16 protein-coding genes and 1 CRISPR repeat array are annotated in these 24332 nt (G+C 53.1%); of the genes, 7 read left to right on the forward strand and 9 right to left on the reverse strand.

The window, feature by feature from the left end:
• Nucleotides 1-297: 297 nt before the first annotated feature.
• Nucleotides 298-1908 (reverse strand): chorismate synthase, encoded by a 1611-nt coding sequence (aroC, locus tag STSP2_RS13870; protein ID WP_146663343.1) that lies wholly within the window; start codon nucleotides 1906-1908, stop codon nucleotides 298-300.
• Between the two features lie 559 nt (nucleotides 1909-2467).
• Entirely contained in the window at nucleotides 2468-2797 is a 330-nt protein-coding gene (gene rplU / locus STSP2_RS13875) for a 50S ribosomal protein L21 (RefSeq protein WP_146663344.1), read from the reverse strand.
• Nucleotides 2798-3298: 501 nt separating this feature from the next.
• Here rplU and STSP2_RS13880 point away from each other — a divergent pair.
• Nucleotides 3299-4150: an aminotransferase class IV gene (locus tag STSP2_RS13880; RefSeq protein ID WP_146663345.1), complete on the forward strand. Its 852-nt coding sequence runs from the start codon at nucleotides 3299-3301 to the stop codon at nucleotides 4148-4150.
• 3 nt (nucleotides 4151-4153) lie between these two features.
• Here the strand turns inward: STSP2_RS13880 and zupT are convergent, their stop codons facing one another.
• A complete protein-coding gene (zupT, locus tag STSP2_RS13885; RefSeq protein ID WP_146663346.1) occupies nucleotides 4154-5035 on the reverse strand; it encodes a zinc transporter ZupT in 882 nt (293 codons plus the stop codon).
• A gap of 300 nt (nucleotides 5036-5335) precedes the next feature.
• Here zupT and STSP2_RS13890 point away from each other — a divergent pair, with 300 nt between their 5' ends.
• Nucleotides 5336-6163: a protein kinase family protein gene (locus STSP2_RS13890; protein WP_146663347.1), complete on the forward strand. Its 828-nt coding sequence runs from the start codon at nucleotides 5336-5338 to the stop codon at nucleotides 6161-6163.
• A gap of 106 nt (nucleotides 6164-6269) precedes the next feature.
• Here STSP2_RS13890 and STSP2_RS13895 read toward each other — a convergent pair whose 3' ends face one another.
• Nucleotides 6270-8531, reverse strand: a complete 2262-nt coding sequence (locus STSP2_RS13895) for a GC-type dockerin domain-anchored protein (RefSeq protein WP_146663348.1) — start codon at nucleotides 8529-8531, stop codon at nucleotides 6270-6272.
• 193 nt (nucleotides 8532-8724) lie between these two features.
• Nucleotides 8725-10176 (reverse strand): sulfatase family protein, encoded by a 1452-nt coding sequence (locus tag STSP2_RS13900; protein WP_205847909.1) that lies wholly within the window; start codon nucleotides 10174-10176, stop codon nucleotides 8725-8727.
• A 315-nt stretch (nucleotides 10177-10491) separates the two neighbouring features.
• On the opposite strand from STSP2_RS13900, the gene STSP2_RS13905 reads away from it, so the two are divergent.
• The 3 genes from STSP2_RS13905 (at nucleotide 10492) to STSP2_RS13915 (ending at nucleotide 13947) form a co-directional block, all read left to right on the forward strand.
• Nucleotides 10492-11061: a winged helix-turn-helix domain-containing protein gene (locus tag STSP2_RS13905; RefSeq protein ID WP_146659670.1), complete on the forward strand. Its 570-nt coding sequence runs from the start codon at nucleotides 10492-10494 to the stop codon at nucleotides 11059-11061.
• A complete protein-coding gene (locus STSP2_RS13910) occupies nucleotides 10968-11540 on the forward strand; it encodes an IS630 family transposase (protein ID WP_146659672.1) in 573 nt (190 codons plus the stop codon). Before STSP2_RS13905 ends, STSP2_RS13910 begins: the two co-directional genes overlap by 94 nt.
• 163 nt (nucleotides 11541-11703) lie before the next feature.
• On the forward strand, nucleotides 11704-13947 hold the full coding sequence (locus STSP2_RS13915; protein ID WP_146663349.1) for a zinc ribbon domain-containing protein: 2244 nt from the start codon (nucleotides 11704-11706) through the stop codon (nucleotides 13945-13947).
• Nucleotides 13948-14385: 438 nt separating this feature from the next.
• Nucleotides 14386-15269: direct repeats of the CRISPR family, unit length 32 nt; unit sequence GGCGCAACCCGCACACAACCGCGAATGGACAC.
• A gap of 617 nt (nucleotides 15270-15886) precedes the next feature.
• Here STSP2_RS13915 and STSP2_RS13920 read toward each other — a convergent pair.
• From STSP2_RS13920 to STSP2_RS13930, 3 genes are all read right to left on the reverse strand, one after another.
• Nucleotides 15887-16156 carry a hypothetical protein gene (locus STSP2_RS13920; RefSeq protein WP_146663350.1) on the reverse strand — a complete coding sequence of 90 codons (270 nt, stop codon included), beginning with the start codon at nucleotides 16154-16156 and terminating at the stop codon, nucleotides 15887-15889.
• Between the two features lie 739 nt (nucleotides 16157-16895).
• Nucleotides 16896-18098 (reverse strand): DNA-processing protein DprA, encoded by a 1203-nt coding sequence (locus tag STSP2_RS13925; RefSeq protein ID WP_146663351.1) that lies wholly within the window; start codon nucleotides 18096-18098, stop codon nucleotides 16896-16898.
• 94 nt (nucleotides 18099-18192) lie between these two features.
• The gene (locus tag STSP2_RS13930) at nucleotides 18193-20769 is read right to left on the reverse strand and encodes a right-handed parallel beta-helix repeat-containing protein (protein WP_418202215.1); all 2577 of its coding nucleotides are present in this window, start codon (nucleotides 20767-20769) and stop codon (nucleotides 18193-18195) included.
• Between STSP2_RS13930 and STSP2_RS17770 the strand changes: the two genes are divergently transcribed.
• Nucleotides 20654-20947, forward strand: coding sequence for a hypothetical protein (locus STSP2_RS17770; RefSeq protein ID WP_236782770.1), 294 nt, complete (start codon nucleotides 20654-20656; stop codon nucleotides 20945-20947). The genes STSP2_RS13930 and STSP2_RS17770 overlap by 116 nt on opposite strands.
• Nucleotides 20948-21298: 351 nt before the next feature.
• Entirely contained in the window at nucleotides 21299-23452 is a 2154-nt protein-coding gene (locus STSP2_RS13935; RefSeq protein WP_169853232.1) for a LamG-like jellyroll fold domain-containing protein, read from the forward strand.
• 148 nt (nucleotides 23453-23600) lie between these two features.
• Here the strand turns inward: STSP2_RS13935 and STSP2_RS13940 are convergent, their stop codons facing one another.
• The gene (locus STSP2_RS13940) at nucleotides 23601-24275 is read right to left on the reverse strand and encodes an IS1595 family transposase (protein ID WP_146663900.1); all 675 of its coding nucleotides are present in this window, start codon (nucleotides 24273-24275) and stop codon (nucleotides 23601-23603) included.
• Between the last annotated feature and the right edge of the window lie 57 nt (nucleotides 24276-24332).

Raw genomic sequence — 24332 nt, forward strand, 5'->3', positions numbered from 1 at the left:
GCCGCAGGCGGACCCAGAGAACGCCACGCCAGCCGCACCAACCAGCCGACAAAAAACAGGCCGCACACAAACGCATGCACACAAAAAAACGCGAGCAGCGCCTAAGGTTGTCATCCCGGACCCCGATCCGGGATCCAGAGAATGCTGCGAGCACACATGCACGCTCCCAACAGCATCCCGCAAACGCGCCCAACAAAACAAACATGGCGCAAAAAAGCGAGCGACGACTCAGTCGCGAGTACCCACGCCTCGCCAGCCGCATCAACACCAAATTTCCCAAAGAGCATCCTTCTTATATCACTCCGACCAACCGGGCCGTATCCTCTCCTGTATCTCCCACGCATCCAGCAGCACCAGAGCCATCATCGACTCCATCACCACCAGCACACGCGGCACAATACAAGGATCGTGTCGCCCCTTTATCTCGATCGTCCTGTCCCGCCCAGCCGTATCGCACGTCCTCTGCTCCAGCGAAACCGAAGGCGTAGGCTTAACCGCCATCCGCGCAACAACCGGCTCACCATTACTGATACCGCCGAATATCCCACCCGCGTTATTACTCTCGAACGACATACCGCTCATCGCATCGTTGTTCTCACTGCCCAGCATCGCAGCACTGCCGAATCCGCTCCCGAATTCCAGCCCTTTCACGCTGCCCAGCGAAAACATCGCCTGCGCGATCCTCGCATCCAGCTTCGCAAATACCGGATCACCTAATCCTGCCGGCAGCCCGTCAACCTGCACCTGAACCACACCGCCGACACTGTCCCCAGCCGACCGCGCGTCCAGTATCTCTTTTTCCATCTGCTCCGCCGCCTTCGCATCCGGACACCGCAGCAGATTCGCCTCAGCATCCTCCCACGAAAACCGCTCAGCCTTCACCTTCCCCACCGCCAGCGTACACGTCCTTATCGTCACGCCCCGCTCAGCCAGCAGCTTCTTCGCAACAGCACCGCCAGCCACCCGGCAAGCCGTCTCTCTTCCCGACGACCGCCCCCCGCCCCGATGATCCCGCAACCCGTACTTTCGCCAGAACGTAAAGTCCGCATGCCCCGGCCGAAATACATCCTTCAGGTCATCATAATGACCGCTCTTCTGGTCCTTATTCTTTATCAGCATCCCGATAGCACACCCCGTCGTACGCCCTTCAAAAACGCCCGACACGATCTGCACCCGGTCATCTTCCTTCCGCTGCGTCGCCATCTTCGTCCGCCCCGGCCGCCTGCGGTCAAGTTCCTTCTGTATATCTTCCTCACTGATCTCCACGCCCGGCCGAACACCGTCCAGCACAGCACCGATCATCGGCCCGTGACTCTCACCGAACGTCGTCAGCTTTATCACCTCGCCGAACGTATTCGCCGCCCCGCTCCGGCTCCCAAGCTCTGCCTCGATCTCCACGACCGCAGCATCCGCAACCTCCTCCGGCGTCCGCTCGTCAACCTCAACCACGCAATCCGCCCGGCAAAGCAGCACATCACGTATCTTCTCGACGCGCTCGGCAAAACACTTCGCCGGATCCTCGCACCCATCCAGATAGGCCGGAATCTTTCCGCCGCCCATAACTCGGCCCCACAGCACATCTGCCGAACCGTCCAGATAAAGCCACAACGCCCCGCCCCGCAGCACACGCCGCGACTTCGGATTCATCAGCGACCCGCCGCCAAGCGAAACAACACACCAGTCCTCCTCGCCCAGCTTCTCGACCGCCTCAGCCTCCAGCCTGCGAAACTCTGCCTCACCGACCTTCCGGCATATCTCCGCACAACTGCACTCAAATCCCGTCCACTCCCTGAATAGCTCACTGATCTTCTCGTCCGCCTCAACACAGCGCAGCCCAAGCCTCTCGGCAAGCAGCTTGCTCACCGTAGACTTACCTGACGCTTTAGCTCCGGCAACAACTATTTTCATCAGTAACCAAAACCTTTCAATTCACTCCGCAAAAAAGGGGTCCCTTCCACTCTCATTATGAAAGAGACCCCTTTTCAGCGTCCGATCTGTGTAACTGTCAAACCTCAGTATCGCTTATTCGGCCTCAAAAACCGCCGCAAAAGGTCTGTATCTCCATCCAGGCTGCACCTGCACCGCAACCATCCTTAAATAAATCACCAGAAAATACACTAACCCCGCCCGACTGTCAAGCTATGTTTCTAAAATTACCCGGCCAATCGAAACCAAATGGCACCTACATCCGATCAGAACTGCAGCTTTCGCGGTTAATATTCTACTGTTTCCGCTCAATTGTTCAACGCAAACCGCATAAATCGCAACGATTACGCTAACCAAAACCAACCCACCGCAGATCCAATCCAAAACAATTGGCCCATGCCAGCAACCCAATCATCGTGCCCACCAGGTACCGCAGCGCGCAAAAAACAAGCCCGACCATCGCCAGCCGGACTTGTTGTTTTTATCGATTCAGTATATATCACCAAACCCGCGTGCCCGCAAGTCCGGCAATTGCAGACACTTACGCCTCGATCGCGTCGATCGTCACCTGCATATACTTCTGCCTGTGGCCGATTCGCGTTCGGCTGTGCTTCCTGCGGCGAAGATGCGTAGGATACAGCTTAGGACCTTTAACCACTGCGTCCTTAGCGGTCGTCTCAAAACTCGCGACAACCTTCGCGCCGTCAAGATAAGGCGTACCGACCTTGACCTGCTCGCCGTCACTGACAAACAGAACCTTGTCGATCTCTACACTTTTCGCGTCCGCATCGGCCTCAGTGAGCTCGATGTTTATCACGTCACCCTGGGCTACCTTAAACTGCTTGCCGCCCTGTTCAATTATAGCGTACATATAAACTTCTCCTTTTTCTGGTTCTTCGCTCAAAACAGAATAGTCGGGCATTCTAGCATTTTCAACCAACTTGTAAAGCAAATTATCGCAATACTCGCATTTTTTCCAACCAGTTATTGCAAATCCACCCCGCTCATGCCAAAATATGCCCTTTTAATAGCCGACCCAAAAAGACAACTTGAGGCAATTCAGCCCCGCTGCGTCATTGCGAGGAGCCGAAGGCGACGAGCCAATCTCAAGGCCGACGAGACCAGCAACACTGACGCGAAGTAACGCTGTAAAAAACTCTTAACGCCCTCTGTCATTGCGAGGAGCGAAGCAACGTGGCAATCTCAAGGCCGACGAGCCCGGCAGCACTGAAGCGATGTAAGGCTGTAAAAAATTCTTAACGCCCTCTGTCATTGCGAGGAGCGAAGCGACGTGGCAATCTCAAGGCCAGCGAGACCAGCAGCACTGAAATTGTAAAGCAGTTTGATAAATTATGTAAACCGAGGCAACGATATGGAAATCGCAGTCATCAACGACAAACAGATCCCCCTCACCCAGCTCGACCCCGCATACCTCGACCGCGGCACATACTTCGGCGACGGAGTCTACGAAGTCGTGCGCAGCTATGACGGCCGAATCTTCGCCCTCGACGACCACCTCGCCCGCTTCGCCCGCAGCATGCGCGAGATCCAGATCACCGGCCTCGACCTCGACCACGTCCGCAAAACCATCCGGTCCGCCTTCGCCCAGGCCGAAATTCCCAACGCCCGCATCTATTTCCACGTAACCCGAGGCTCCGAGCGCCGCGAACACGCCCCCTCCCCCGACCTCGCACCCAATTTCTTCCTCACCGTCACCGAAATAGGCGACTGCTCCGCTCGAAAAGCCGCCGGCGTAAAGGTCGCCACCTACCCCGACATCCGCTGGAAACGCTGCGACATAAAATCACTCAACCTCCTGCCCAACGTCATGGCCCGCATGGAAGCAAAGAAAAAAGGCTGCGACGAAGCAATCCTCGTCGACGAAAAAGGCGACATCACCGAAGGTGCAGGCAGCGCGTTCTTCATGATCGACGCCTCAAACCGTCACCTCATCACCCGCCCGCTAGGCCGTGAGATCCTCCCATCCATCACCCGCCGCATCGTCGAACAGATCGCCCCCGCCGCAGGCCTCACCGTCATCGAACGCACCATAACCCCCCGCCAGGCCAAAAAAGCCGACGAACTCTTCCTCGCCGTCACCACCACCGACATCACAGGCATAACCCACTTCGACGAACACCCCATCGCAAACGCAACCCCCGGCCCATACACAAAAGCCCTCGCCGCCGAATTCCAGAAACTGGTAAAAACCCAAACCAGCTAAAAGCTACATCAACAGCAAACTAACCGCCATCACCGCCATACCCCCGATCAGCCCCAGCAGACTGTCGTGCCCCTTGCCGTACGCCCGGCTCGTCGGCAGCAGCTCATCCAGGCTGATATACACCATCACACCCGCAACACCGCCGAACAGCACACCCATCACCTGAGGCGGGAACACACCGCCTTCCCCCACGATCAGCCGCATCGCAACATAAGCCATCCCCGCCCCCACAGGCTCGGCCAGCCCGCTCAAAAACGAATACACAAACGCCTTCCGCCGACTCCCAACCGCGTAATATATCGGCACCGAAACACTGATCCCCTCCGGTATGTTGTGCAGCGCGATAGCCACCGCGATCGCAAGCCCCACGCTCGGATCCTCCAGCGCCGCCAGAAACGTCGCCAGCCCCTCCGGAAAATTATGTATCGCTATCGCAAGCGCCGTAAACATCCCCATCCGCATCAGCTTCGAATGATCCACCCGATGATCGTGCGCCCCCGCCACCTCCGGTACATGATCAAAATCCGGCATCGGTGCATTCTCATCATGCAGAGGTTCCTGCTCCTCCGCCGTATGAACCTCATGCGGATTTTCCGCCGACGGCACAAGATTGTCTATCACCCCGATAAACAGTATCCCCCCGAAAAACGACATCACATTCACCCACTGCCCCCACCTCTCACCATAAACCGCAACCAGCGAATCGGCCCCCTTGAAAAATATCTCCACGAACGAAACGTACAGCATCACCCCCGCTGAAAATCCAGTCGCCACCGACAGAAACCGGTAATTCGTCCGCCCCGCAAAAAAAGCGATCACACTCCCGATCCCCGTCGCAAGCCCCGCGAACAACGTCAAACCGAATGCCATCCAAACACTGCCCATCTACGCTGCACCTCCAGTTCAGAAAAATTACGATCATTGGACTAACACAATACTACCCGCCAAAACCGCAATGAGCAAGAAACTCCTGCCCTTTACCTCCATTAAGGCCCTGCCCTCACGAGTGCCTGAAAGACCTCGCAGGCTCCGCCTGATCAATTGAAACCCACATGAAAACACCAAATTCCACAAAAACCTGTATTGTTTTATTGTTTATTTCCCTGCTTTCCATTATCTTCTGGTTTATGCGGAGCTTTTACCGCGACCTGCGGTTCAAACTTTTTTTATGGTAGCCTAAAGCCCATGAAAGCTGAAGCATTCTCAAACAACTTCTATGCAGCGGGTCTCAACGGCCTGCCTGAGCGTATCACCGTCAAAGGAAAAGACTTTCAGCTTTGGCAGGTTTTGAAGAACGACTTTTTCGCGGTCACGGGAATATACCTTATCGATCCCCAGCAAGCAAACAGCGCACCCCCAAAAGTCGTTCTGAAAATGGCCCGTTGCAGAAGCTTTTTCGGCCTCCCTCTCAAATGGCTCGGCAAATTAATGTGCCGCCACGAAATGCGTATGCTTGCACTGGTAAAAGAGATACCAAACGTTCCCCAAATTTACAGCCCATACGGCAAATATGGCTTCGTCTACAACTACATCCCCGGCAACACCCTCGACGACCGTCCCTGCCTGGATCCGGCTTTCTTCGATGAACTCCGCGATCTGCTGAAAAAAATACACCAGCGGAACATCGCTTACATCGACATGAACAAACGCGGAAACATCATCGTCGGTGAGGACGGCAAGCCCCGCCTCATCGATTTCCAGATCAGCCGTCACATCAAAACGTCCCCGATTCTGCCCGCCCTCTCGCACTACATCCGCAAACATCTCCAGCACGCGGACATCTATCACCTATGCAAACACAAAAGAAAATTCCAGCCGCATCTGCTCACCTCCGACGAACTCGCGACATACAAAAATCGTCCCGGCTGGATAAAAGCACACCGCCTTATAGCCAATCCCTACAGAACCATCCGCCGATCGATCCTTCGATTCTTACACAAAAAGTGCTTCCTTATCCCAGACAAAAACGCCAACCCAACCCCCGAAACAGATCCCGACAGATACCTCAAATGAAAGTTCGTCGGAGACCAGGCTGTCAAATTTCTGCGACTGGCCAACTGGCTGATCTTGCATTATCCATGTAACAGCATAACAATCGTCCAGTCTGACTCAAACAGCCCTACTGTCCCAGCCAGTACCCTGCAAATATCGCAAAGTCACTGTAATCCACAACGCCGTCAAGTGTCATATCCGCCTCCGGTCCCGCCGTAAGCCACTGATCCGCAACAACCGCGAAATCATCAGCATCCACATCCCCGTCCGGCTCAAAGTCACCGGGCACCACCACGCCGACACTCACTTCCGCACTCGCCATCTCATAAGGCACGATACCCGGCACCGCCGCACCGCTGCCGTCCAGCCCGTGATTGTGATACCACAGATCCCAGATCGTATCACCCCACGCCCGCAGCTTCGCAAAGAACGGATCCGTCTGAATAACATAAGCGTCCCCCGTACCCGAAGGCGACGGACTGCTCAGCGTATCCGAACCGTTGATCTCATCCCGCAGGAACTCGACATATTCTCGCGACGTCCCCTGATAATAAACCGAAACCTCCACCTTATCCGCCCACTTAGCAATATGCATATCGACCTGATCATATCCGCCCGCATATTCCTTCGCGGTGAAATAACCCTCATCCACAACCCCGTGCCATACAGGCCGACTCAGCCTCTCACCCGCCGCACTTATATCAAAACCCTTCGGCGGAATACGATTGTCCTTGTACCGCCCCGTCGCAAGCACGAAATGGAACGTCTCATCCTCACCCGTCAGATCGCTAGAAGGATGCACCTCATACACCAGCACATCTGAATACGCTTCCCCTTCACCAAGCGCAGGACTGCTGTTCGATTTTGCCAACCCCTTCAGCGTACCGACTGAATAGTCGTAAGGATTCACTTCATACAAAAGCTCCTCACCGCGATACGCCCTGATATTCACGAACATCCGCCTGCCTTCCGGAAATCCGCTGATCAGCTTGTGCCCCGTATTGTTCTGCACCCGGAACCCCAGCGCACCGCTGACCGGATCATACGAAACTCCCTTGATCGTCGCCGCCAGTCCCAACTGATCCAGTGCCCGATCGGACCCCGCCTTGAGCTTCGCCCCGTTGTTCACCGGACTCTCACCCGCCGACAGATCCAGCGTCAGCACATCCGGCCCCTTGCCCAGTATCTCCGCATTCCGCGCATCATACACCGGCCCCGACTCGTCCAGACTCGCCAGTATATACGAAATCCACGAATTGCCGCCCGTAAGATCATGCACAGGCATCCCCGAATTCGGATGCTCCGTACTCTCGCTGGGCCTCAAGGGCACACCGTTCTTGTCACAGCCGTACCCGATCCCGTCCCGCATATGGCAGTCCTGGCACTTGCCCGCAAAACCAACCCCCGCCGTCAACTGAGCAAACTCCGCATTCGTCGCAGCCCCGCCGCGCCCGTACGCCGAAAGCATAAACTCCGAGAACGTCCGCTCCACATGAAAATAACTGCTCGCCGAATACTGCTCCGATATCTCATGCGCTCCGCCCGACTGATCGGCCAAACCTGACAACCCCAGATTCGCCAAAGCAGGATTCGACACATCATGACACGTCGCACACATATACTTAGACTTATGATACCTGCTGTAAAGCATCGAATGCTTCGCACCCGCGTCCGCAAAACTCGCCCGCTTCTCACCGCCCGCACTCACGAAGAACTGACCGCTCGCATTCTCCGCATACGTCGGATAGATCGGCTGATTGAACTTGTCATAAAACGCATCCCCCGAAAGCGTCGTAACCCCGCTCGCCTCCAACGCATCCGCCTGATACGTCTCCAGCGCCATCGTCTGCGAAAGCGTCCCACTCCCCGGCCCGGTGTTCCCCGCCTCGTCCCAGTATCCGATCCAGTCCGAACCCTCACGCAGCCCCGCAAAAGTCGTCTCGAAAAACGGATCGTACATCGTATGACAGAAATCACAGTGTATCCCGTTAAAATCCGTCCCCGCCATCATCGACGCGTTCACCGGATCACTCCTGCCCTCGACCCAGCCCTCCGGAAAATGACAACGCATGCAAAGATCCCCAGCATTCGGATTCCCCAGCGCCCAGATCGAATCCTGCATCGCAACCGTAAAGCACGCATAAAATATCGGATCCCGCGCCGACTGCGCCATCATCGAACCCGACCAGTTAAACCCCGGCTCAACCGCCGGATCGTAATCAGCATGACAGTTAAGACACCGCCCAGGCCCCTCCAGATCAACCCCATCACCCGGCTGCGTACCAGGCATCCGCACCAGCGGATCGTCCTTCACAGCCAGCGGTGTCCACGCCGCAATCGCAAAAAGAGAAAACGCAAAAATCGCCGCAATAAAGAAATGCCTTCTCATCAACCCTCTCCTTTCGCAAAAACGGCATCTATACCGCCCCCAACCACACAGCAACCCGCAAAAACTGCCCTCAACCCGGCATCGCCGCATCGGTATTTCTCCCCATTATAGCAGACGCACACCTCCCCCACAACTAAATTTCTCAGTTACCACCTCGATTTAGCCGGCACTGCAAAAACCCGCACTGCATCCCTCAATCCCAGAAACTTCCCTCCTGCTTAAGCTGCTTCTCGAACGCCTCCAGCTCCCCCAGCATCTCCTTCACCAGCTCAGGCCTCTCCGCCGCTCGGTCGATCCTCTCACCAAGATCCTCCTCCACATTGAACAGCAGCGGCTTCTCACGCGACGCACTGAACCCGTAATTGTTCCCCGTCTGCGACCCGATCCGAATATGCAGCTTCCAAGCCCCCTTCCGTATCGCCGACGGCTTGTTGTCCCAATAGTTATAATAAAACGTGAACGGCCCCTCCTCCCACGCATACTCCCCAGGCATCAGCAGCCCACGTATATCCCGCCCGTCGATCGTCCTATCCTCAGGCACCTCAACCCCCGCCATCGCGAACACCGTAGGCAGCACATCCAGCGTACTCGCAGGCTCCTGCACGATCCGGTTCCCCGGTATCTTCCCCGGCCAGCAGAATATCCCCGGCACACGATGCCCGCCTTCCCACGTCGAACCCTTCCCGTCCCGGAACGGATACGCATACCCAACATGCATCCGCGCCTCGCCGTACCTCGGATGATCCTTCGTATCCCGAAACTTCACCCATGGCCCATTATCCGACGCAAACACAACCAGCGTATTCTCACTCACCCCCGCTTTCTCCAGCATCTCACGTATCCGCCCCACGCCATCATCGATCTCCATCATCACATCGCCCAGCAGCCCCCGCCGCGACTTCCCCTTGAACTCATCGCTCGCATGTATACCCAAATGCGGCATATTATACGCCACATACGCAAAGAAAGGCCTGCTCGAATTCTTCTCGATAAACCGCAACGCCCCCTCCGTCGTCCGCTTCGTCAGCGAATCACAAACCTCCGTATTCGAAGGCAGATTCCGCGCAAGCGTCCGATACCCCTTCACCGGATCTTCCCCACTCGCATCCGACTCCATCAGCTTGGCGTTCCCATAATCATGCGAAACATTTGTACCCATCCACTCATCGAACCCATGCGCCAAAGGCAGCGCATCACGCGTCATGCCGTTCCGCCCGTTCGGATTCCCCAGATGCCACTTCCCAAAGATCCCCGTAGTATACCCCTTGCTCTTCAACCCGTCCGCCAGCGTCACCTCCTTCGGATGAATATGCATCTTCGAACCCGGCCCAACTACCCATCGACCAAGCCCGCTCCGCCCGGGATACCGCCCAGTCAACAGCGAAAACCGCGACGCGGAACACGCCGGCGACGTCACGTAAAACTGCGAAAAGCTCACCCCCTCCTGCACCATCCGCCGTATATTCGGCGTCTTGATCGTCGGATTGCCGTTGTGCTCATAATCCCCGTACCCGCTGTCGTCCAGATAGATCATCACCACGTTCGGCCCAGCCGCCTTCCGCTCCGCACCAAACGAAACACCCCGCAAAGCACCAACCCCCAACGCCGCAGCACCGCTAACCTTCAAAAAAGCCCGTCTATCCATAACAACTCCACACAACCAAAACAAAATCAAAAATCAGAATCAAAAACACCACACCCATCAGTATACTCAACAACCCCCAATTCCACAAGCAAACATCCCCCAAACTTCGCCCCCCAATACGCACAGGCACAAAGCATTAGTTCATTGACCACCGCCCCACCCGTCATCACCCTGCCAAAAGCAACACACCCAACAAACACACAAAAGGCAGAAAGTGTTATACGCATTGTGAAATTTTTTCGCGCGCCACGGTTTTAGACTTGCGCCATCGCTAATGATGTGTCATAATTCCTAAAAAATGAAAGGAAATATGGCATGCACATCAGTGAGATCAAGTACGGTGACCTGCAAAAGTTAAAAGAAAAAGCTCGGATTGAAACCAATGCAAAGCAGCGAGATCGATATCGGGTGGTAGCCCTGGCATTGGAGGGATGGCAAACAAAAGCGATCATGACAAAACTTGATCGCAGCAAAAACTTCGTTCAGCGATGGTGTTATTTCTACCGTGATGGCGGCATTGAGGCTATCGCACCAAAACGTCAAAGCGGCAGGCCTACAAAACTGCCACGCAAAAAAGAGCCTGAGTTGATCAAGCGAATTCAAGATGGACCAACCGATTCAGACGGTGGTGTATGTGTGCTACGCGGCAGAGACATAAGACGGATTCTTGAAAGAGAATTTGGCGTAAAATATTCGCTCTTCGGCGTCTATGATCTAATGCATAGATTGGGGCTTTCATGTCTAAAACCAAGGCCTAAGCACCGAAAGAACGATCCGGAAAAAATGCAGCAGTGGTTGGAGCAAGCCCCCTTTTTGTCCAAAAAGTCCGAACAGAAAACCCCGAAAAGAAAATTGAGATCTGGTTCCAGGACGAAGTGCGAATAGGCCAGCAAGGAACACTGACCAATGTTTGGGCTCCAAAAGGATCCAGGCCTACAGCAGTAAAGCAGACCGAGTATGATTGGGTATATATTTTTGGAGCTGTCAATCCTGTCAATGGCAAATCGTCGGCTGTGATTACTCCGACTGTTAACACTGATTATATGAATCACCACCTGAGATTTATAAGCGAGGAGGCAGGCAAAGATGTACATGTGGTTCTGGTTCTTGATCAGGCTGGTTGGCATATCGCTAAACAGTTGGTTGTGCCGAAGAATATCAGCCTGCTTCACCTGCCTGCATACAGTCCGGAATTGAATCCGATAGAACGTCTTTGGGCCTATATGAAGAGTCACTACTTGAGCAACCGCATTTACAAAAATTATGAGGAAATATTCAACGCAGGAACAGTTGCATGGAACAATATAACCTCAGAAATGTTCTGCTCAATATGCAATACTGAATGGATTAAGCATGAGAATTAATCACAATGCGTATTAGTCCATCAACCGCATTGCATTCGCACAGCAAAACTGACACGGTCAATGAAGTGATACTTTTCGCCGTCCTGCACTTGACAACCGGATACAAAATACTAAAATAAAACAGTTTCCACAAAATCGCAAACGTCCACAGGAGGACAAATAAATGGCAACCAAATCGTACCGTGCCCGGATCCTCACCGACTCCCGCCTCGCCGCCGCACTCGATCGCACCCACGTCGTCTTTGTAGAATCGCTCAAGCAGATGATCAATACATACCTCCGCATGCAGAACGGCAAATTCGGCCCCGACCATAAGAAGCTCGCCCAGATAATGCTCTCCCGCTCCAACACTTTTGCCCACGGCGTTATGGACCAGATAACCCGCGACCAACCCACCTCGACACTGGACGAAGAATGGACCGACCTCGCCCGTCGCATACACAAAACCACGGGCCCTCTCTTCCTCCAGGCCGAACGCTTCGCAACCGTCAAGAACCGCGCTATACACACAAAATCTCGCGGCAAGGTCATCCCTTCTCCAGAAACACTCGCCGTACCAGCCAAATTCTGGCACCAGGTCTGCGACAGCGCCTCCGCCTACATCCGCTCAAACCGAGAACTCATGCAGCAGTGGCGGAAGGACCGCGCAGCCTGGCTCAAAGACAAAAACGAATGGCAGCAAAAGCACCCCGAATTCATGCAGTTCTATAACGGCCCATATCAAAACTTCCTCAAGCTATGCGATGACGACCGCATCACCTCCCAGCTCGCCGCCGAACAGCAGCCTACCGCCTCCAAAAACAACCGCCCCCGTAAGACCGGCAAACGCTTCGCCCGCTGGCACCTCTGGTACAAATGGCTCAGCGAAAACCCCGAAATAATAGAATGGCGAAACAAGGCCTCCGCCTCAGACTTCAAAACCGTCACCGACGACGTTCGCAAACAGATAATCACCAAATACCCCCAGCAGAACAAATACATTACCCGCCTGCTCGACTGGCTCGAAGACAACAACCCCGAACTCAAAACCCTCGAAAACCTACGCCGAACATACGTCAAAAAATTCGACTCCTTCAAAAGACCCCCGACCCTCACGCTCCCCTCGCCGTACAGACACCCCTACTGGTTCACCATGGAACTCGACCAGTTCTACAAAAAAGCAGACTTCGAAAATGGAACCATCCAACTCCTGCTCATAGACGAGGACGACGACGGCAACTGGTTCTTCAACTGGATGCCCGCCAGCCTCAAGCCCGACCCCCGACTCGTCCCCTCATGGCGCGCCGAAACATTCGAAACCGAAGGCCGCTTTCCGCCATATCTCGGCGGAAAGATCGGCAAAAAGCTCTCACGCCCCGCACCGACCGACGCCGAACGAAAAGCAGGCATCGCCGGCGCAAAGCTCATGATCAAGAACAACCGCAGCGAACTGCTCTTCACGGTCTTCGAACAGGATTGCCCGCCGCGTGTCAAATGGGCAAAAACCAAAAACCGAAAATGCCCCGCCGACAACGCCTTCTCCTCCGACGGCAAAACACGCAAACCCCTGCGCATACTTTCAATCGACCTCGGCATCCGTCACATCGGCGCATTCGCTCTCACACAGGGCACACGAAACGACTCCGCATGGCAAACCGAATCACTCAAAAAAGGCATCATAAACAGCCCCTCAATACCCCCGCTCCGTCAGGTCCGCCGCCACGACTACGACCTCAAACGAAAACGCCGCCGCCACGGAAAACCCGTAAAGGGCCAGCGATCGAACGCAAACCTTCAGGCCCACAGAACCAACATGGCACAGGACCGCTTCAAGAAAGGCGCATCCGCCATCGTCTCACTCGCCCGCGAACACTCCGCCGACCTCATCCTGTTCGAAAATCTCCATAGCCTCAAATTCTCCGCATTTGACGAACGCTGGATGAACCGCCAGCTCCGCGACATGAACCGACGACACATCGTCGAACTCGTCAGCGAACAGGCCCCCGAATTCGGCATCACCGTCAAGGACGACATTAATCCCTGGATGACAAGCCGCATATGCTCCAACTGCAACCTCCCCGGCTTCCGCTTCTCCATGAAAAAGAAAAACCCCTACCGCGAAAAACTCCCTCGCGAAAAATGCACCGACTTCGGCTACCCCGTCTGGGAACCCGGCGGCCACCTCTTCCGATGCCCCCACTGCGATCATCGCGTAAACGCCGACATAAACGCAGCCGCAAATCTCGCCAACAAATTCTTCGGCCTCGGCTACTGGAACAACGGCCTCAAATACGACGCCGAAACCAAAACTTTCACCGTCCACACAGACAAAAAAACACCGCCCCTCATCTTCAAGCCTCGACCCCAATTCGACCTCTGGGCGGACTCGGTAAAAACTCGCAAACAGCTCGGCCCCGATCCATTCTGATTTTCACTTGCGATCGAACCCGAATTATATATAATAATATACGCCTATCAGCCAACATGCTCGCTTTGCGAAGGCTGACGGCCCGCTCTCATTTGGCATTGCCGGGAGCCGGAGTTTTCGGAAGAGAGTGTCGACGACTGCTGATCTCCGCATCCGCGTCCTGTTCGCCAGGCCGGGTCGGGTGTACGGATCATGCTGGCAGCAGTCTACGCCGAGAACATTCGCTTTTTTATATGTGCATAAGTTGCCGCGAACTCCAGGCGCGCACGAATTCCCCGGCAGGTTCGCGGAATGTGCCTAATTCCGCAGCATAAAGGGACTTACAGAAATTATATCCTATGTATTCACACGCTTATTGCTTAAAAACACAATGTCCCGCCGGGGTTCGCGATATGCGCCGCCCAAACCACTGAAAACAAACAACTTGCAAACACAGCCGGCGCAACCCGCACACAACCGCGAATGGACACCAGTCTCCAAATTAAGATATTAGTGTCTGTTACGGCGCAACCCGCACACAACCGCGAATGGACACACTCAATCAACTTCATAAACTTCTTCTGACTCTCAGGCGCAACCCGCACACAACCGCGAATGGACACAACTCCCGGGCATACTCGACATCCGAACCCCCAAGGCGCAACCCGCACACAACCGCGAATGGACACACAAACTGTTTCGCTACCCTCACCGCCCCCCTCATGGCGCAACCCGCACACAACCGCGAATGGACACGGTACTTGATCCATGACAACCTCACCAAATTAGAGGCGCAACCCGCACACAACCGCGAATGGACACTATCAAAGGCGCGAATCTCTCGTTATTGTCTTCGGCGCAACCCGCACATAACCGCGAATGGACACCTATGTGATTTTTCGCGATCTCTCGCGTTATTCGGCGCAACCCGCACACAACCGCGAATGGACACAAGTTGATGTTAGCAGTACGCACACACCGAGCACGGCGCAACCCGCACACAACCGCGAATGGACACGCCAGCTTATGACAGCGAGGCGAAAAAGTCTGAGGCGCAACCCGCACACAACCGCGAATGGACACGTTTTGTGCTCGTGCCATAAACCTAGTATACCTGGCGCAACCCGCACACAACCGCGAATGGACACCTGTTGCGCACAGTGTACTTAGAATCACGGTGAGGCGCAACCCGCACACAACCGCGAATGGACACCTGAACAACATGGTATCTAAATGGTATCTAATAGGCGCAACCCGCACACAACCGCGAATGGACACCTGAACAACATGGTATCTAAATGGTATCTAATAGGCGCAACCCGCACACAACCGCGAACAAACCCATGTGCCGCTCGAGGCCACGGAGGCCAATCTACGTACGCAACACGCCCACACTGACGAAACTTAACCAACTCGCCTCCCACTATACCAAAAACCCAGCAAACAAAAGACAAAGCCTATGGACCCGCAAATTGCTTAAGTGTGTTGATAATGATTATCTTTATCTGTCAAGGCGAGGAAACCCATCACGGTTTAACAACACAAACCCCCATGGTTGAAATCCACCGACACACACCAAAATGTCAAACCGAAAATATCCCATCACAAAACCCGAAAACCGGACCAATCCTCTACTCCCACCTCCAATTCCCGAACCCACCAACCGCATAACATTTAAATGAAAAGTCCGCCGAGAATGGACCTACCAAAAAGCACGCCTAATGCGCGGCTGTTATATTCTGCCCCGGCCTAACGGACGCACGACCAACACCACACCACCTACGAACGACCAACCACCCGGCCAACCCACGCCGTCACCAAAAAACAAATCGTCACACTCTGCGCGCACTCCAGGCAATCGCCACAACCAACTTCCGGAATACCACCGAACAAAAGAGCCCCACCCGGTAAGCAGACCCTTCCCTGCAAAATCAGATACCCATCAGAGAGAACAAACCGCCTATAAACGTGCGAGCAAAAAAGCGTATTGATAATAGTTATCATTATCTCCACCACAAGAAATGCCCCTCCCCCCCTTTCTCGACAAGCCATTGTTGAACTCCACCCACACAGCCAACTGCCAAAGAGCCAAATAGCCAAAACCGCACACAGCCGCCCCCCCAAGCACCACCCAAACACCAAAACTAAAAACTAAAAAAGAAAACAATACACATCGACTCCACAACACTTCATGCCAAAAAATCCCAAACCCCAATCCCGTGTCGATCATGATTATCATTATTAACAAAACAGTCCTCCAGCCCTTTCTTCGTGCTCCTTCGTGCCCTTCGTGGTGAAAACTGTCTTCAAAGAATCTCCCACTTGACAGGTAGGAAATAGCCTGTCAGCTTTTACCCACTTTTACCCCATTTTCACCCCACCTATATACCACTTTTGCTCGTTTTTACCCTACTTTTGCCCCCTCAAAAAAGCCCAAAATCAGCCCATTTCAGCCAATGTCCTATTTACCAGGTGTCCACTCTCAGCACCTTTACCCATATCCGAAGGAAGAAAACACCCCTTCCCAAAAGCAAAATACCCACGATTTCCCAGCCGACCCCCATTTCAGCCCAACCCACTGGGCAATATCCCCCACTAGCACGTAAACTCCTCAAACACGCCACCCAACCGCTCAGATTACCCTTAAAAACATCCAAGCCGACCGCCACTGTCTACATATTTGCATCGCAAAATCCGCTCAAAACTACCGATTTGAACGCCCCAAACAGCGAAAACACCGCTCTCAGCCGTAAAAACCACCAAACCACGACACAAAACATCCCTACCACCCATCACTCTGATATCCACCACATACGCCCGATTACCACATCTACCAACCCCAAATAGCCTAACCCCAACCCAGTTTAAACTACATCCAACATAAAACACAAGTACGTTGTGATAATGATTATCATTATCACAACCAGCCTCGCCATTGCCTCAAAAACAGCTAAGATTACACGCCCACATCATTTCTTCACGAAAACATTCCCCGGCAACTGTTTCACTAAACCCTTTAACCGCAAGGAGATAAGTGCACTGTTCACCTCCCCCGCACCCCGTCCGCACGCCCGTATGACCTCCTCAACATGCACCGGCTCACCGTCAAAACTGCCCAGAACCGCCTTCTCGCCGTCGCTGAGATTCAGTCTCGCTGCATCAAAGAGCGGCGTCTCCACCTTGCCCTTAGTCTTTGTCTCACAAGCACTTACATGACCTTTCAGCCCCTCGCCCACATACCCAAGCGTCTCCATCACATCCTCCACGCTGTCCACCAGACGCGCACCTTCCTTTATCAACCCGTTTGATCCTTTACTTCTCGGTGAATCGATCCTGCCGGGCACCGCCATCACCTCCCGATTGTTCGTAAGTGCTTGTTTGGCAGTGATTAACGCGCCGCTCCGTGCCGCCGCCTCGATCACGATCACCCCCATAACAAGCCCTGCAATTATCCGGTTTCGGGCCGGAAAATTCTGCGACAAAGGCTCAAATCCCAAAGGCAGCTCACTGATAACCGCCCCGTTTCCCCCGCCCGGACCATTAGCATCACCAACGTAAGTCTTTTTATTGCCGTCACTTGCGCGCCCGCATATCAGCTCGAACAGCTTCCTGTTCTCCGGCGGAAATACGTTGCCCAGCCCGCAGCCCTGCACCGCGATAGTCCGTCCACCTGCCGCCAGCGCACCGCGATGCGCTGCCGTATCGATCCCGCGAGCCAGACCGCTGACGATCGTAAATCCTGATGAGGCAAGCACATGCGCAAATCTCTCCGCCTGCTCCTTTCCGTAAATACTGCACCCTCGCGACCCTACTATCGCCACCGCCAGGCTGTCCGACCTGGCAAATTCCCCCTTCACATACAGTACCGGCGGCGGATCATAAGTCTCCTTCAGCGCCATTGGATACCGCGCATCATCTATCGTAATGACTGTCACGCCCAGCTTATCGGCAAGCTCTAACTCCTTGCCTGCATTGAAGTTATCAATACTGCCCCTGATTGCATTCGCCGTCTTGGGCCCCACTCCCTCTACCTTCGTGAGCTGATGAACCGACGCCCCGAGCACATCCTCAACCGTCCCAAAATGCTTCCTGAGCCTGATAAACGTCTTAGGCCCAACCCCGTCCGCCCTCACCAGCCGAAGCCAGTTCTCCACTCCCTCAGAATGATTCATTATAAATTCCTTTTTTTAACTGAGCTAAACCACGGACTTTATAATTGCAAGTCTAAGCAATTCTATATTTCTTAAAGCATCTTCGTTTTTAATATTACTGCATCAGCCAGCTCTGGGCAAAAACAGCTAAGTCCTTAAAGTTTACTTTGCAGTCACCTGTTAGATCTTCAGGCAAATACCTGCAGGTTTGCGCTCTGCCGTTGACATACAGAGAAAGTATAGCTTCGGGGGACAACTCGTCATTATAGATGCTGACACCGTCAATTAAGCCCATGAAGCTTCGATCATTCCAATGTCCTATGGTCAACTCTTTATCGGAAACAGTATCTATCGAGCACGGAACTACGATCCGTGGTTCGTCGGGACGACCATCAACGTAGAATTTACAGTCAGTGACATTTGGGTTTTCCATCTCGGGAAGAACGACAGTAACATGGTGCCAATTACCATCGTTCAATAATGCAGAACCGATTTTCCTGCCTCCCTTAACAGATAGCCTCAGTGCACCGTCCTCATGGACGCTGATTAGCCATGTTCCTCCCTCTTGAAGCGAACCGCCCCAGCCCAGAATTGCTTTCCAAGTAGTTTCAGTTTTGATCCAGGCTGTTACGGTTCTGGCCTGAGTACCAGTAATTCCGTAGTAACCCGGAACTGTTACAACTTGTTCATTGTGATCAAACTGCAGGGCGTATCCGTCTCTGGATGGAGTCCAGGAGTTTTCAAGGTTCGCCAGATGAGCATCTAGACCACCTGCCGAACCCACATCCTCAGCAACAGATCCACTACCTGTATTAAAATGCCACTCATGTAACGGTTGCCATAAAGATCTACCATCAGCCATCCACCTACCTGAGAAATCGGTCAAATCGCTGAAGTCTGTTTTCTCGTCATCATTAAAGTCGCCGGGGATGGCTCCTACGGCTTCATAAGCCCCCATGTCTACAATGGCACCCGAGCCCTGGCCACTATCAGGAGCTGACGAAAGGTATGAAAGTCTCGGCTTTCCGTTAAGGTCAATGGATATTTTTTCAGTGACATTGCCATCGCCATCAACGTCAAACTGGTCAGCAGGTACTTTTAAATTTGAAGCCGCATCTATACAGGGACTCGTCAAAGTCAACTTCAATTCATCGTCAGGCATTGGATGAGTGAGACGAAAATCATAGTCCTGCAACTCGCCATCCTCATAATAACCGGTATCAACAAAAAGAGGATCAGCGAGAATATTATTGTCGCGCCAATCGATTAGTTTATCTACAACATCTATGCCATCCTTACCATTTTGGATGTCAGAGAAAGCAATCAGCAGGTAAACAGGATAGTAATCATCTGCCGCCGAAATTTGGCTGCCCAGTGTGCCATCCGATAAATTTCGATTTCCCCAAAAAATTGAATTGAGGACCTTCACATCAGCCCAGTATTCAAGGTGCAAACCACCAGCAGATTGCATGGCTCTATTATAAGCGAAAGTGCAATTTACAATCTTAAACTTCTTTTCATGGGTGAAGTATGCACCTCCCCCCTTTGGTGCATAATTATCCGCAATAAGACAATTGAAAAGTGAGGCGCTGCCGTTATTGTACACTGATATCCCACCACCAGGTTTGGATGAGGAGTTGCTGACTATCGCGGTATTTTGCACAAAAATTACAGGCCTGATGGAAGTTCCTGACGTACTGATTCCGCCGGCATTGCCTTTTACCAGGGAATTTAGTATTACAACCTCATTGGTGCTACTAATACGAATGCCAGTAAAAGAGTTATTTATAAATTGACAGTTATCGAATCTTAAGGGCTCCGTATACCCGCCGTCGGAATAGACTCCATCCTGTGAATTAAGTGTAAATTTACATCTTGCAGCTTCCAGAGAACAGGTGTCTATAAACATACCCCATTGATTGTTGTCTTTGAGCAAACAATCTGTCATCTTTAATTTTGCCTTGTAAGCCCGGATTCCAGAAGTCCCGTTACCTGCGATAGTGCAATTTTCAATAATAGTTTGCGGTTCAAAAATAGTATCGTTATTGATGGCAATGGTTCCTATAGTATTTGGAAAATCAGCATTAGAAGTCAGAATGCAGTTTTTAATGACAGGGGCAGCGTTCTCAATATATATGGCGGAACCAGGGTAGCCGCCTTTTCTACCAACACTGCCAGCCGGTGCTTTGCCGTTGATTATTTTAAGGCCATAAATTTCCTGCTTTATAAATTTGTACCCTTTGAAAGTAAAGCCTCGGTGGGGATACTGCCCGGTGCCTTGGCAGTCTATTATTGTTTGTTCGGGGCCGTGGGAGGATTTTACGGTTATGGGTTTTCCTTTGAAGTCTATGTCTCGGTTGCCTGTGCCGGTGTATGTGCCGGGGGCGATCAGGACGGTGTCGTTTGGGTTGGCGGCGTCTATTGCGGCCTGGATGGTCGGGTAGTCGGCTGGGACGCGGAGGGGGATCGTTACGGTAAGGGTGAGGTCGATGTTCTGCTGGTCGGAGGCGGTGGTTATGGCTGCTGTGGTGGTGTATGCGTCTGCGGGGAGGCCGGTGTGGGCGATCCGGAGGGTTATGTCTGAGGATGAGTCGGCGGGTGTTGTGCCGGTCGCGGGTTCGATGCGGAGCCAGGGGCAGTCGTATTCGATCTGCCAGTCGAGGGGTGTGTCGGCGGGGTTTGTGAGGGTTATTGTGTGCGTCTGGATGTCCGAGTCGCCGGCGGCTGCGCGGATCTGGAGGTCGGTTTTCGAGAGGTCGAATGCAGATGCGGTTGCAGTGAATACGGCGGTCAGCAGAAGTGTGGATGCGATGAGATATTTCATTTTACCCTTCCTCGTGAATAGGCGGTTTCGGTTCAACTGGCCGTAATGATACCTATGACGACAGTTTGAGTCAAGATAAATTGTGGACAAAGTGCTGTGGAATCGGCAAATACTTTGCGGCAGGTGAGTTTTGCGGGATATCTTTTTATTTTTTCATGTTTTTGCGCAAAAGAGCGGCAGTGGTTGCGCGTAAGAATGTGCACAGGCAGTTCGAAACGGCAAGTCACATTTTTGTAACTGGTCCGTGGAAATTACGGAATGGAGAAGGAACCCGTTTGCCGAGTGATGAGTCGGCGGCAGTAGCGGAAGAGTGTGAAAAACAATGGAACAGACGTCGGGTGTCCGGCGGAACAGTGATAGAGTAAGTTGTTTTTCAGTTAAGGCAAGGAGAGTAGCGATGAAGAAATCTTTTGTGATCCTGATGTTGTTTTGCGCGGTGAGTTTTTCTGCGCATGCGGGCGTGGTCGCGTATGATTCGTTCGACGGCGCTGACGGAACGGACGTAGACGGCAGTACGGGCGGCGTCGGCTGGTCGGCCGGCTGGACGGATGAGGCTGGGAACGCAACGCAGTTCGTGTTCAGCAGCCCGGGCAATACGTTCGGCGCGCTGGAAGTAGGCGGGCTGAAGGCGCTGTACCTTGGTAACGGAACAGGCGGTATTACAAGGTATACACGTCCCTTGACCAGTGCTGTGACGATCGACGGTACAAATCCGGAGATTTGGTTTTCTGCGCTCGTGGAGATCGGGCCGGATGATGGTCAGCTCGGTAGAGGTATTGGTGTTGAATTGAGGAATGCAGGAAGCCAGGTTCTATTTTTAGGCAAATGGCTCAACAAGCAGCTTGGGATATGTTCGAGCTCGAACGATGATTACATCAATGTATTGAGTCGTTCAACGGATGTATGGTTCATGGTTGCACAGTTGGCGTATGACGGCACTGATACTGTGGCGACTCTATATGTAGCGAACGGTGACGAAGAAGGTTTCGCGATCGATGATCTGAGCACGTATGCGGCTTCAGGGTCGATCACGATCAGCGGTCCGATAACGATAGATGGCGCAGCACTGCACGGTTATCACGGGGGCACGACTACGAACAGCGTGGATGAGCTCAAGATCGCGGATTCTTTCGGCGATATTATTTCCAGTGCGACCGCGGGTTCGCCGAGTCCGTCGGCTGGTGAGACACTGGTTGCGACTGATGTGATTCTTAGCTGGAGCGGTCCATCGAAATATGCCGCGAGCAGTTATGATGTTTACTTCGGTACGGACCCGAATACGCAGAGTGCGACTTATGACATGACGCTGATCGGGGACGGTATTACGAACACGAGTATCGATCCTACGCCTACGGGTGAGCTTGCCAACGAGACGACGTATTACTGGCAGGTTGATGCTTATGACGGCACGACGCTTTATGAGGGCAGCTTGTGGTCGTTTACGACGGTTCCGCCTACGGTATTGATCACGGACCAGCCTGAAGGTACGACGGTTGCGGCAGGGGAGAGTGTTACGCTAAGTGTTGTCGCAGAGAATGCAGAGAGCTATGCCTGGTACGTGACGGACGCGGCAGGTAACGAGACGTTGGTGACGGACGCTGCGGGGCAGGTTAGCGGCGCTACTACGGCGAGTTTGACTTTGACGGATGTTCAGCAGTCGGACGAGGGTCTGTACAAGTGCGTTGCGTCGAATACTGTGCCGAGCAGTGAGGCGTCCGCCGAGGCGCTGGTCATGACTGCACGTCTGGTCAGTGAATGGTCGTTCGAGAGCAGTCTTGCTGATTCGGTAGGCGGCTGGGACGGTGTTGTAGTCGATCCTAACACGGCGAATTCCGACGTTGCTGACGTAGCTTACGGCAGTGGTCTCGGCGGCGGTCAGGGTCTGGTGCTGAACGCTAATTCGGGCACGGCAGGTTATGATGACGCTTTCGTTGAGATCGCAGGGTCGGAGAAGTGGTTCAATTTCTATCCGAACGGCATAACGGTTTCCGCATGGGTCAAGGCAGCGGCAGACGGCAATTACCAGAATATCATGTCGAAGTACGATTCGCCCGCATATCGCGGCTGGGTCATGAACATGTCAGGCGGCGGTGCGAGCATCTTTGCGGCTCGCTCGATAGGTCCTGCTTTTGGTCCTTCCGTCGGTGATGATACATGGCATCTTGTGGTTGGTCAGTATGATCCTGTTGCCGGTGAGCAGAGAATCTACGTTGACGGTGTGCTGGAAGGATCGAGCAGCGGTACGCCGCAGCCTGAGCTTCCGCTGGTACCGGTTCATATAGGCGCTGAAGCTTTTGATGCGGCTACCGGAGAGGTTAACATACCTTTCAAGGGTACGATCGACGAAGTGAAGATATTCAGCTCCGTTGTCGATCCGGTCACAGTTGCGTATATGTATACGGACGTTACCGGCGAGACGATCTGCTATGACGGTCAGGGTCTGGAGTATGACTTTAATGGTGACTGCGTTGTGGATCTGGCGGACTTTGCGGAGTTTGCGGGTACGTGGCTGAACTGCAGGCAGATACCAGAGTGCATTGACAGGCCATAGTGCAGGAAGCATTGAAATAGCATAAGGTGGATGATTTGCGGCCCCGGTCGGTATATACTGGCTGGGGCCTTTTGTTTGCGCGGTTCTTTTGGGGGCGATATGAAGACATGGACATAATTATTTAAGGTTCAAGGGAAGATAACTTGGATTAAATTGGGTTCTTTCTGAGTATTTTTAACAGTAACTTGTACAGGTCATCGTGTCGATGGTTAAATCTAAATTCACATTCTTTCAGGTGCAGAGCAAAGGTACCTTTGCTGATTCCTCGAAACTTGTTGAGCCGACCTTTGGCAATCGCCCAGAAGTTCTCAATTCCGTTAATGTGATTGTGACCTTCAGCAAATTCGTTCTCTCCATGTTTGACGCGATAGTGCTTCTTGTAGCCAAAGTCAACCAGGCCGTCATAGGTTTTGAAACCATCGGTGTACACGATCGAATCCTTATCAACCTTTTGCTTTATAATGGGCATCAGCGTGCTTTTAGAGCAGTTTCTGACCACCTGCGTGTAGACCTTACCGCCGCGTTTTATCAGGCCGAAGACAATGTGCTTGCCCTTAGCACCACGGCCTCGAACGCCACGCACCCTTCGGGCTCCGAAATAGCTTTCGTCGATCTCAATCTCGCCGACGTCAAACGGACTTTGCTGCTGACAGTATTCGGCGATCCGTATTCGAATTTTGTAAAGAATCGTGTTGATGGTCTTTCTCGAAAGACCAGTCAGCTCAGCAATTTTGGTGGCCTCGATATCCAGGGCGAACAGCTTTACGATCTGCCGGAATTTGGCCTCCGAAATTTTTGAACGCTTTTTGTACTTGTTAATCATTGTGGGATAATAACTTAACGCCATCTATAGTCAAGTTATCTTCCCTTGAACCTTATT

Origin of the sequence: Anaerohalosphaera lusitana (genome assembly GCF_002007645.1) — a bacterium.
GTDB lineage: Bacteria > Planctomycetota > Phycisphaerae > Sedimentisphaerales > Anaerohalosphaeraceae > Anaerohalosphaera > Anaerohalosphaera lusitana.